Origin of the sequence: Phytohalomonas tamaricis (genome assembly GCF_003012345.1) — a bacterium.
GTDB lineage: Bacteria > Pseudomonadota > Gammaproteobacteria > Pseudomonadales > Halomonadaceae > Phytohalomonas > Phytohalomonas tamaricis.
In genome coordinates, this window is the sequence record NZ_PVRV01000021.1 from 320,134 (window position 1) to 329,679 (window position 9,546).

At 46.5% G+C, this 9,546-nt stretch carries 7 protein-coding genes and 1 pseudogene; 2 read left to right on the top strand and 6 right to left on the bottom strand.

Translation table 11 applies throughout. From position 1 onward, the window contains the following. Positions 1–267: 267 nt before the first annotated feature. The 4 genes and pseudogenes from vapC to C3Z11_RS11200 form a co-directional block, all read right to left on the bottom strand. On the bottom strand, positions 268–678 hold the full coding sequence (gene vapC / locus C3Z11_RS11185; protein ID WP_106478025.1) for a type II toxin-antitoxin system tRNA(fMet)-specific endonuclease VapC: 411 nt from the start codon (positions 676–678) through the stop codon (positions 268–270). After that, the gene (gene vapB, locus C3Z11_RS11190) at positions 678–908 is read right to left on the bottom strand and encodes a type II toxin-antitoxin system VapB family antitoxin (RefSeq protein WP_106478026.1); all 231 of its coding nucleotides are present in this window, start codon (positions 906–908) and stop codon (positions 678–680) included. Before vapB ends, vapC begins: the two co-directional genes overlap by 1 nt. A gap of 908 nt (positions 909–1,816) precedes the next feature. Next, positions 1,817–3,481: a methyl-accepting chemotaxis protein gene (locus tag C3Z11_RS11195; protein ID WP_106478027.1), complete on the bottom strand. Its 1,665-nt coding sequence runs from the start codon at positions 3,479–3,481 to the stop codon at positions 1,817–1,819. A gap of 617 nt (positions 3,482–4,098) precedes the next feature. Continuing rightward, a pseudogene (locus C3Z11_RS11200) lies at positions 4,099–4,236 on the bottom strand (S-(hydroxymethyl)glutathione dehydrogenase); the annotation flags it as partial. Positions 4,237–4,933: 697 nt separating this feature from the next. On the opposite strand from C3Z11_RS11200, the gene C3Z11_RS11205 reads away from it, so the two are divergent. Next, positions 4,934–5,533, top strand: coding sequence for a CAP domain-containing protein (locus C3Z11_RS11205; RefSeq protein ID WP_106478028.1), 600 nt, complete (start codon positions 4,934–4,936; stop codon positions 5,531–5,533). 149 nt (positions 5,534–5,682) lie between these two features. Here the strand turns inward: C3Z11_RS11205 and C3Z11_RS11210 are convergent, their stop codons facing one another. Together C3Z11_RS11210 and C3Z11_RS11215 are read right to left on the bottom strand one after the other, a co-directional pair. Continuing rightward, positions 5,683–6,276 (bottom strand): exopolysaccharide biosynthesis protein, encoded by a 594-nt coding sequence (locus C3Z11_RS11210; protein WP_106478029.1) that lies wholly within the window; start codon positions 6,274–6,276, stop codon positions 5,683–5,685. Positions 6,277–6,439: 163 nt separating this feature from the next. Then, positions 6,440–6,799: a hypothetical protein gene (locus C3Z11_RS11215; protein ID WP_106478030.1), complete on the bottom strand. Its 360-nt coding sequence runs from the start codon at positions 6,797–6,799 to the stop codon at positions 6,440–6,442. A gap of 1,569 nt (positions 6,800–8,368) precedes the next feature. Here C3Z11_RS11215 and C3Z11_RS11225 point away from each other — a divergent pair. Next, positions 8,369–9,445: a TRAP transporter substrate-binding protein gene (locus tag C3Z11_RS11225; protein WP_317450669.1), complete on the top strand. Its 1,077-nt coding sequence runs from the start codon at positions 8,369–8,371 to the stop codon at positions 9,443–9,445. Positions 9,446–9,546 lie beyond the last annotated feature (101 nt).

The following is a 9,546-nucleotide window of genomic DNA, read 5'->3' on the forward strand; positions in this document are numbered from 1 at the left end:
CGATATACGTCTGGGCGCCTCCTACCCAGAACCTAGCCAACTTCCTCGAGGATATTTACATGAGGGGTTTATACCTCTCCCTCCATTAACCAAGAGGCAATGCCACTACTGCAGCAGTTACGCCGCCTTCTTGTTGGGATTATGGCAAGCTGGAAACATCCGATACTAGCTGCACCTGAAGATTAACCAGTTGGATTGCCTGAGGAAGACTCGAAAGGTCTAACACTCGTATTCACCCCATACTAGTGGCCAGTTTCGGGCACGGAGTTATCCATCAGAAACAGACCAGTCCGTTACCCGCAGGCCCGGGACACGCTCAAATTCCCGCATATTATTGGTGACTACGATCAAGCCTAGAGATCTGGCATGGCCTGCAATCATCTGATCATATGGGCCAATCGGCTTTCCAGTCTTGACCAACTCCGCCCTAAGCTGGCCCGTATGTGCTGCAGCATCTGAATCGTATTGCAATACTTCGAGTCTTGCGGCGAATCCTTCGACAGTGTGCAAATTCCGCTCGGGATGGGCAGATTTCTCTGCGCCATAGATCAGTTCCATAAGTGTCACAGTACTGATACATAGCTGGTCTTGATGACGCTTGAATAGTTCACGAACATGCGTGGGTTTATTTTTGATCGTGAAAATACAGATATTGGTATCAAGTAAATACTTGAGCATTACAGAGATTCTCGCTCTTGGTCGTCAGGTTGCCCCCGTGTTGCCATAAAATCTGCTGCGACACCCTCTTCGTCGAACCAACTATCCCAGGACTCACCTGCTGGAGTAATAATCCGTATACGACCTACCGCAATCACTTCTACACGTTTTATACCTTCTGGCAGGGCAACTGCCTTGGGCAGGCGAATTGCCTGGCTACGATTTGACTGGAAGACAGATCCTTGCGCCATAAAAGTTCACCTCAATATATACGTCGTGCATACATATACTATCGGCGCTTCGGGATATGTCAACGGTATATACTTATGTAGGTATGGTTCTGTTAAAACACCAATGGAAGCCAAACAACATAGAAGTAAAAAGCGAATTAAGATAGCGGTTAGCAGTAATTTTCGAATCTGCAACGTCAGTTAATATTCTATTTATTGATAAATAATTGATGCATTTTTATCTTGTAAAACTAAATTTTGATTTACATGGTTTTTAACCATATCCTAATAAAATCTTTATCAAATTAACTGATACCTGCTCAATTGTTTATCCAGGCCATTGAGTGATGTCAGCGGCAAGCCATCTATTGATCGGCACCACACTGCTGCAGCCTGCCTTGCAACTGAACGCGCCATATCGAATGATTAGGCTGCACTAGAGTTCGATGGAATATTCGCGTTGCCGACATCGTCAGATAAGTTGCGAGGCTGAGGAGTTACCGAGATAAGAAGCCACTATTGCCTGGGATACGAGAGGGATCGACTAGGCAAGGACGGCAACAATAAGCTGAATGACTTAAATAATGACACTACAAATGCGTCGCTATGTATAAGTATTAAGCGTAGATTACCTACTCTAAGGCAGCCGCTACTGAATATACGGCGCTGACCACGGATTGGTCGACTTACTTCAAGGATAGAGGCCCATTTAGTAAGCTCTCTGAAGGCAAGACTTTTAAAGGCTCAGCGTGTACGCTGGGCCTTTTTTATTTGCTGCACATGAAAACGCCCCGATCACCGAAGTGGCCGAGGCGCAGGAATCACAAGCTGAGCTGATCCGTACCTCACGAGTATCACTTATACGAGATGGTGTGCTTACTTCTACTGCTCAATTCAACAAGGCTATTAAAAACTATTTCAAAGCTCCCTTAAGCTGCCGTTCCAAGCTGTCTTGAAATTATATATTGGGAGTAAGAGGGCTGGGGCAATGTTTCTGTACTACGAGCCACACTTGAAAGCATGTATGGCTCAGCAGTAGGTGTACCTGCTTGGTTAAACTTAAAGAACCCTACTTGTCGCTGTAGGTGCTCAGCCTGTTCCTCCAACGATTTACTCGCTGCAGCTGCCTCTTCAACCATGCCTGCGTTTTGCTGAGTTACGCTATCCATCTGCACCACGGCAGTATTGACCTGATCAATGCCGGCAAACTGTTCACGGCCAGCTGAAGCAATTTCCGTCACGAGAGCAGCCATTCTTCGAACCCCCTGGACCACCTCTTCAAGCGATTTCCCAGAATGGTTCACCAGCCTTGAGCCATCTTCTACTTTTAAGATGCTGTCTTGGACAAGCAGCTTAATATCTTTCGCCGCAACAGCACTGCGCTGGGCCAAGTTGCGCACTTCTGATGCAACTACCGCAAATCCACGTCCCTGCTCACCGGCACGGGCAGCTTCAACTGCGGCATTTAGTGATAGCAGGTTCGTCTGGAATGCAATCTCATCGATCATGCTGGTAATTTCTGAGATCTTTTGGCTCGAAGCATTAATCTCAGTAATCGCAGCAATGGACTGCTCAACGATTTTACCCCCCTCTTCCGCCTGTCTCTCTACGACACGGACCAGCTGGTCAGCTTGATCAGCATGATTAGCATTCTGTTTAACGGTAGAGGTCATCTCTTCCATGGATGCCGCTGTTTCTTCAAGACTTGCTGCTTGTTGCTGAGTGCGGTTGCTCAACTCATTGTTACCCATGGATAATTCGCGTGCAGCTGCACTTACTTCGTTAGAGCTCATCAGAACGCCACTCATTATTTCACGAAGCTTGATACACATCTGATCTAGCGACGAAAATAGACTGCCCAGTTCATCTTTACTTTTTGCTTTGAGACGGTGATCCAAGTTTCCATTAGAAATAGCGTCAGCCACCCAAGCAGCATGCCTAAGAGGCTGAGCGATGGTGCGGTTAAGCATTACCACTACCGCAACCATGATAGTCAAGCCAAAGCCAATACCTGCAATAACGCTCCATTTCACAGTATGGTAGGTATTTAAAGCTCTTTGATAACGTCGCTCTACTTGTGCAGCGTTCAACTCTATAAGCTGATTAAACATAAGCGAGGATACATGATAGGCAGGCATCATATTATTTGTGAGAATCTGCTGCGCCTCGATAATATTCCCTGCAGCTGCAGCCTCACTAAGTTGATTTAAAGCAGCCGTGCGCGCCGCCGCCTGCTCTATGTATTTGTCAGCGATCTTTTTTTCTTCATCGGTAGATATCCCTTCGGGATAATAGTTTGACCAAGCGTTATCAATCACCTGACGAAGCTGAGACAGATGGCCCAAGGCAGCTTTCAAAGCGGTAATATCGTTGCGATCAATGGCAGATGTGAATTCATTAACTATTTCTTCTTGTCCAAACATCGCCTGTGGCAAGGCAACCAAGGGACCAATGTTGCCTTGATGAATTTGTTTGATATCCGAGTTAGAACGCGACAATGATGCCAACCCTATAACCCCAACTGCTATAAGTAGGAAAGCGCACAGACTCATCACTAAAGCCAGCTTTTTTGCAATAGTCCATTGAATAGACACGTAACGAAACCTCAATAGTTATTAGCTCTTCGTAAAAAGCTGGAAGGAAGGCTCAAAAAGTCCGTAAAGAGACTGTATGGGCACTAACCTTGCAGGCACACTCCAAGCGCTTCGAGTAGGAACACTGATCTATCGGCTCATATTCGATAGATGTTAATTAGTAATGACTATGTGTTCGCAGGGTAAATATTGCTCTGGCTATGCTGGAAGCTGAGACTGCCATCTAAAATAAAAAAACGGCGTTACTGCGAGGATAATGGGAACTTGGCTGGGGCAACCGTAGCAAAACTAGAGCGCCCCGCTACCGAAGCAATTGAGGAACTACTCTTACAAGTTGCTATCGACTTTATCCGCTAAGAGCGGATCCAATCTGTGCGTGTCTCCTATGTGGAACCCTCTGGATAGTATAAGGGCCAAATATAAAGCAACGCGGCAAGACAACGTCTCAAGTTATGAGGGAGGAAGTTTCGCGTTATCTGTTACCAGACAGGGCCCGTCTTAAGAGGCGAACGCCTTGGCGTTCGCCTCTCTCACTATCACACCCGGCTCTAGGCCACGGTTCAGGCTTATCTTTGTGGCAATTCGGATAAACCGTGGCCGCTACTGCCGAGACACAATCAGAACGTCAGCACGGAACGAATGCTTTTCCCCTCATGCATCAACTCCAATGCATGATTGATGTCATCAATTTTCATCGTATGGGTGACAAAGTCGTCAATATTGATCTCTCCGCGCATATAGCTCTCGACATAGCCCATATTGCCAAGTAAATTTCTTCCTATATTTCCACATCCTTCATCCTTCATCCTTCATCCTTCATCCTTCATCCTTATTATAAATAATAACTTGCACAATATATCGTCACCACCCAACTTACATATAAAATGACTTATATCATTCTTGGCCAAAATTAGATTTATTCTGACAATGAAATCACAACAATAAACTTAATAAAAGAGATATTTTGAGGTTATAAATATCTCGCATTATAATCACATGAATGTTCATCCACTAAAAAATAGCTTTATAATTTCTCTTCAGATTGTTCAGTTAAATATTTTCACCTTGATAAGCAAAAATCATTTCTCGCCAAGAAGCACTAATAAAAATATTAACTGCTATTTAATCTAATTACATTTTGGTAACGGCACCAAGCAGCATTTGTCATTTCCTTTCGGGTTGTATTACTATACCAAACTGATTTTTTACGCATTAACCTCTTCTCTCCTACCAAACCAGTTTTATGCCATAATCGTTCTGCTAAAGGCATTTTTTTGCAGCATCGGTGGTTTTATTTGCTACTTTCATAGTCTCCACCCCCTTTTATTGAGCAGCCATAACAAGCCTATCAGGCCACGCCGATAAAGTTCGAGGCAACGGGTCATTACCGTACTCTATAGACACAAGCAGTACGCACGGCAAAGCTTTCTAACAGGACTAAGGTACATATTTATGCCTTGCATTATTGTTCGCTTCGTGCAGCCTATAATTGTATTGATCCTTTTTTGTCCTACGGGCTATCTTCAAGCTAATCCTCCTGAAACACTGGCCAAGGCAGATGATGTAATAATACTGGCATCCACGGGCAGCCCAGCCGCCAGCGATCAGTCTCGCGCTAGTAGCTGCGAACTAGATCAAACCAAAAAGGCGTTATTGGATCGTGTCAACAAAGCTCGTAGCCAAACTCGTCAGTGTGGCGATGAATCATTTGAGGCGGCGGAACCGTTAACATGGAACTGTAAGCTCGAAGCCGCTGCGATGGAACACTCTAAAGACATGGCGAAGACCAATTACTTCGGCCATGCCAGCCCGGAAGGAACCAGAATTGGAGACCGCGTAAGTGCCGTGGGGTACAAATGGCAGGCCGTCGGTGAGAATATTGCGGCCGGGCAGAGATCTGCCACTGCCGTTATCAACGGCTGGCTCGCTAGCCCTGGGCACTGCGCCAACATTATGAATGGCACATTCACCGAGATGGGTTTAGCAAGAGTCGATATGCAAAGCTCTAAATATTCGCGCTACTGGACCCAAGTTTTTGCCCGGCCACGATAGCTTTGATTGCAAACTATCAACATTACGCTTACTTACTCATTACATAATCTGTCATTTAACTAGATATAAATTCAAAAACAACTTGTATCCTGTATATAGGTGAATTTTTCAAATCCCAGGCATATATGAATAATATATTAAAGTGCTCATCAAACAAGATTGTATAAAATCACCGTTAACGTAATGCCGATAACCCCCATGGCTATTAGCGCCATAAGACCATCATCGGCAATAAGTGAAAGTCCAAACATAGAAAGTGCAACGCCAGCACCATTAGCAGAAAACGGGATGAATTCCATTACGGGCATTCCCAGTGCAACTATGATGCAAAAGACGGCAACGATATGCGTACCAAGCCTATGGGTAAGAAAAGTAAAACGTTGCTTTAAAAAACGGTCGATGATGCGTGCTGGAGGACGCATCCAATCCAATGCCTTGTTTAGCTTATTACAGGCAATGGATCGATTGAGTAACCAGTTAGGAAGCCAGAATGTGTCTCGGCGTAATAAAAGCTGCCCCGAGACCAACAACACCAGAACAGCCATAAGCGTGGGCATGCCTGGAATATCACCAATAATGGGCATGAGTGTGATCATGCCGGTCAGGAGCAATATCGGGCCAAATGCCCTGCGCCCTACCGCTGAAATAACAGCATCGATTGTAACGCGATTACTGTCTTGCCCCGCTTTCCCGATTCGTTCTAGCATCTGCTCCAGGTTCACGGGCCCCTGCTGTTCATCCATATATCGCTACGACTCCTTTTATTACGCTCCGAAGTAGATCAGTAATGATCTGCTCAATATAGAACACTCCCCCACATTGCAGATGAACCTCGGTTAGCGTTAAACAGCTCAATAGTGATCATTAAAGTAATCACATGACGTAATCCATCAAAGTACTGATCACTTACCAAGGCCTCTTTGAGGACCACAAGCGTGACCGCTTGTCTTTGTAACGTCTGCTCTTGCGGGTGGCATCAAATGGATAGTCACGTCTGCCTGTCAATAACCGGTACAGTCTCACCCACCATTTTTTATCGAGAGCCTCACGGTGCAGTGCGGCCTGCCGCCGCCGTTCAGCCATTGCTTTACTGCTTGCAGCCTTCCACTTTAGAAAAGCTTCTTGATCCTGACGTTCGCCTTCGTTTTTCGGCAGGATTGCACCACTTTTGTCATACTTCTTTTGCTCCTTTTCACGTCGGACACGTCGCGCTCGCGCCTTGTCTATATTTCCTACCGGAGCATTGCTGCGCTTATGTTTCCCCATGAGATGTGACTCCGGTTTCGAAATTGAAATTTACGAATAAAGCGTTCTTCGATTTTTTGAAATATCTGACGACTACCTTCATGCTTGCTCACCCATTACCTTGATAAGTTGTTCCTTGTTCATGCTGATACGTCTTGTAGTGTCGAAGCTTATTGGTAAGGCTCGCTCTTAGCAGGCTTGCCAAGATCATTTGTAGACAAACGAAGGAAGTGTTTTTTGCTGCTTAGAGATTTTCTCGTTTTGTAGCTATCGTGGCGAGCTCTCTTTAAGTGCTCGTTTATATACTTCCGTTTCAGGATGGTTTGGAAGGCCAACGTCCTCTTAGTGTCCATCTTTTTTCAAGGACCTGCCTGCTTGAGCACCTGTATCAGGCCTACTGTATCGCCACCTTCCACATCCTCTTCTCATATTGCGCGCCAATAAACACTTTTGCCCCGCATTCGACTTCTCACAGATGGGATCTAGTATCAGCTGACTTTGTTACTCTTGAAATCACTTCTTGGAATCTTAACCTAGCAGGTCACGTCATAGTCCTAGAACAAAGAATCCAGCAGTTTCCGTTTAACACCTACCTATCATCACGGTGCTGACGCCCCATCGCCAAATATCTCGTAGCGTCCTGACATGCGTTACCTACGCTGCGGCATAGGGAAAATTAGCACAAGAGACTCTTCGGGCAAACCAAGGCTACCGTGCCCAGTCTAGACTTCACGGCGTCGGCGTCGAATATAGTTAAGAGGTGGAATGCAGATTATTGCCAGTCCCGGTATATGGAGTTTATATAGACCAGATATGAACTTCTCTTATTTTAGCTGCCAGCAATGCCTGACTATTAATCAGACGCGCAAAATTATTTTGAAATTTTCCTATTCAGGATATCTGACAGGCAGAGTGGTGCATCGATACTTTTAACGTGAGCCGTCGTTGTAAATTCGATTCGAACAACATCCCAAGCACAAGTGTTATTATCAATAAATCTTGACTGCCCAATAGATAAAGCGTCTCTCATTTCCCAGTAATTATGATGCCTATTTTCTGCAGCCACATAATGATCAGATCTTGATGTCAGATTTAAATTATTCGCTTGAACCATGTAAATTTCAAAAATGATAACTTTTATAATGTATATGTCTAGGCAATTGTTTCTTGCGATTATTTGTGACTAATATGGCCGCTCATGGCTTACCTGTGCAAAGGATTATTTTCGATGTGCCACCCAGCCCAGATAAATTGCGTATAGAGCCGCTTAAGCGAAGATGGCCCTTTATCAATAAGAATTTCCTTAAGTATATATCTACAACTAATTGATAACTATACATAAACAAATGGCATGGCATTTTCGACATAACGCATTACCCCTTTAGCTGTCACATCATTGACGCTAAGACACCAGCAAATAAAGTGCTCTCATCCCTTTTACAGCATAGTGCTTTACTTTATTTCCATGTGATGAGATCTCGATAATGCATCACTAATTACTGGCTATAGGATGCTACTAAGCGTATCCACAATGTGAAAATGCTTATTCTGCCGTCAAATAACGAACATTAGCCTGAATGAGGAATAACAATGATGTTACCAATACCCCGGCCCTCCTCTATTGCTGCGTCTTTCGCTTTAGCTGTCACTTTTTCTTTAACGGCCCATGCTGATACCACGCTGCGCTTCGCCCACTTCTGGCCGGCCGGATCGCAAATCAACCAGCAGATCGTACAAAACTGGGCCGATACCGTCGCGAAGGAATCCAACGGTGAGCTCAAGGTGCAGGTCTTCCCTTCCGAGACACTGTCCAAGGCAGCCCAGTCCTATCAGGCGACGGTCAACGGCGTAGCTGACATCACCATCACCGCACAGGGCTACACCGCCGGACGCTTTCCGCTCACCCAGATCGTCGAATTGCCTGGCATCTCAAAGAGCGCCCAGCAGGGAGCCTGCATTGCCCAGACGCTGTATGACCAGGGCGGCGCGCTAGCCAATGAGTACCGTGACTCCCACGTACTGTTCATGTTCACCACCGGCCCCGGTTTCATCAACACCCGCGACAAGGCGGTTGAGAAGCCCTCTGATCTCGCCGGCTTGCGTATCCGTCGCCCCACCAATGTTGTAGGCGAATTGTTGACCTCACTCGGTGCTCAACCCGTTGGTATGCCAGCACCGGAGGCCTACACCTCAATGCAGCGCGGCGTGATCGACGGCGTTACCCTGCCGTGGGAAGGGATGAAGACGTTTCGTTTGAACGAGCTGGCGGACTACCACACCGAGATGCCGCTCTACACGCTGATGTTCATCGCCACCATGAACGAGCGCGCCTACCAGCGCCTGCCTGACAACCTGAAAAAAGTCATCGATGACAATAGCGGCATGAAGTGGGCGCTCAAGGCCGGTGAAGTGTTCGATAACGTCGATCTGGCCGGCCGCAAGGAAGCCCAGGCCAAGGGTGAGGATGACCATATCCTCACCATTGCCGACCCGCTCAACGATCCCGCCTGGGGCCCCCCACTCAAGCAGGCCACCGATAAGTACTTGAACGATCTGGAGAAAAAGAGACTGCCGGCGCGTGAGGTCTATCAGCAGGCCCAGGCGGCACGCGAGAAATGTGCCACCGCAGGCGATCAGCCGACGTCGGAGGGTCTGAACGCATCATGAACGCCCTGCTTCGTCTCAGTACCTGGCTGAGCCGCATCGCGCTGACCGTCGCCGGCATTGCCTTGCTGGCAATGATGATGGTGACCGTCGTCGATGTCGTG

Bases quoted from the DNA above. Each gene is read 5' to 3' on its own strand.
- C3Z11_RS11225 (WP_317450669.1), top strand. From the start codon at position 8,369: ATGATGTTACCAATACCCCGGCCCTCCTCTATTGCTGCGTCTTTCGCT.
- vapC (WP_106478025.1), bottom strand. From the start codon at position 678: ATGCTCAAGTATTTACTTGATACCAATATCTGTATTTTCACGATCAAA.
- C3Z11_RS11215 (WP_106478030.1), bottom strand. From the start codon at position 6,799: ATGGGGAAACATAAGCGCAGCAATGCTCCGGTAGGAAATATAGACAAG.
- C3Z11_RS11210 (WP_106478029.1), bottom strand. From the start codon at position 6,276: ATGGATGAACAGCAGGGGCCCGTGAACCTGGAGCAGATGCTAGAACGA.
- C3Z11_RS11205 (WP_106478028.1), top strand. From the start codon at position 4,934: ATGCCTTGCATTATTGTTCGCTTCGTGCAGCCTATAATTGTATTGATC.
- vapB (WP_106478026.1), bottom strand. From the start codon at position 908: ATGGCGCAAGGATCTGTCTTCCAGTCAAATCGTAGCCAGGCAATTCGC.